We start from the raw sequence: 1,414 nt of genomic DNA on the forward strand, positions 1-1,414 counted from the left end.
TTAACTTGACGCTTTTTTATCCGGCAACCACTATTATCGCAGCTGTGGACTTGTGGGTAACTCTACAGGAGTTATCCATAAATCCACAGCTTTTTGGCTCATACGCTATCAACTTCACTCACTGATGACTTTCTCTTCCACTGCTTCACCAAAGGCTCTTCCACCTGGTGTGCCTGTGAGGGAGTCAGGTAACTACAGCTCATGTGAGGGCGAAGCGTATTGTAATTGCGGATACCCTTTTCTACAGCCAGAAGGGCCTCCATATGAGACTTAAACACCTGGTTGAGCCGGAACTCATGCTTCAGTATCCCATTCACCCGTTCGGCAATCTGATTCTCATACGCCTCCCCACTGTCTGTCATGCTGATGGCTATGCCTGCTGCCTTTAGCTGCTTTACATACTCAACGCTGCAGTACTGCACGCCCCGATCACAGTGGTGAATGAGCTTGCTGCTTTGTTTACTGCGCGTGGCAAGCGCCATTTCCAAAGCATTCAGGCAGCCTTCCGTGCTTAGGAACTGATGCAGGCAGTAGCCCACGATCTTCTTGGAATAGGCATCGGTGATCAGAGACAGGTAGTTGAAGTCAAAGCCCACATAGATGTAGGTCATGTCGCACACCCAGACCTGCTCGGTCTCCAGGACAGGGAGCTGCTTGATCAGATTAGGATATTTCCTCAGAAGATGATTGGAATGTGTGGTTTTGGGTACAGATCTTTTATGCCGGATGAGCAGACGGTGTGTCCGGAGCAACTCATGCAGCCGGTCCCTGCCCATGGTAATGCCGCTTTTCTGCAGGGGCTCCCGCAGCAGAAGATATAGCTTCTTTGTCCCCAGCCCAGGAATCTCCCTCCTGATGGCAGTGACCAGATCCAAAGCCAGCATAGCCTGGGCTGCACGCTCATCCAAGAATACCCTTCGCTGGTGAAATGCTTGACGGCTTTTACCAAACAGTCGACAAAGGTTACCGACACTTACCTTTGCTGTTCCCTTATGCTGCAGGGTCAGGACCGTTTGGTACCAAGCTTTTTTCGAATCGAAATCTTCAGGTCCTTCTCAGCCACCTCTATCATGGTGTGCAGGGCCAGGATCATGAGGTTGGCCTCCTCCAGGGCTTTCTCCAGCTGTTTGTTTCGCTGCTTCAGGGCTTCCAGGTTTTGCTTTTGCTTCTCATTCATGGGAGGTAAAGATATAAGTCCTTGCTCAATCTTACGATGGTAGCCAGCCACCCAATGATGAATAGTTTTGACACTGTGGATGCCCAGTTCCTGCATGATTTGCCTGGCATCCTCTCCTCCAAAAAGTACGCGAAAGGCAGCAGCCTCTTTTACTTCCTCGCTATACTGATAGCGGCTGAGTAGTTCTCGAATGTGGTCTTCCATAGGGATAGTTGGTTTGAAAACTGTCAACCTATA

The 1,414-nt window shown here is 49.9% G+C and carries 2 protein-coding genes; both read right to left on the bottom strand.

Going from position 1 to position 1,414, the window contains the following annotated elements; all coding sequences use genetic code 11:
* Positions 1-98: 98 nt before the first annotated feature.
* Positions 99-1,007 (bottom strand): IS3 family transposase, encoded by a 909-nt coding sequence (locus tag LN995_RS21605; RefSeq protein ID WP_317206992.1) that lies wholly within the window; start codon positions 1,005-1,007, stop codon positions 99-101.
* On the bottom strand, positions 1,004-1,414 hold a 411-nt coding region (locus LN995_RS21610; protein WP_229963172.1), incomplete at its 5' end, for a hypothetical protein. The genes LN995_RS21610 and LN995_RS21605, both read right to left, overlap by 4 nt.

The sequence above is a fragment of the Pontibacter silvestris genome (assembly GCF_020907275.1).
In the GTDB taxonomy this organism is placed as follows: domain Bacteria; phylum Bacteroidota; class Bacteroidia; order Cytophagales; family Hymenobacteraceae; genus Pontibacter; species Pontibacter silvestris.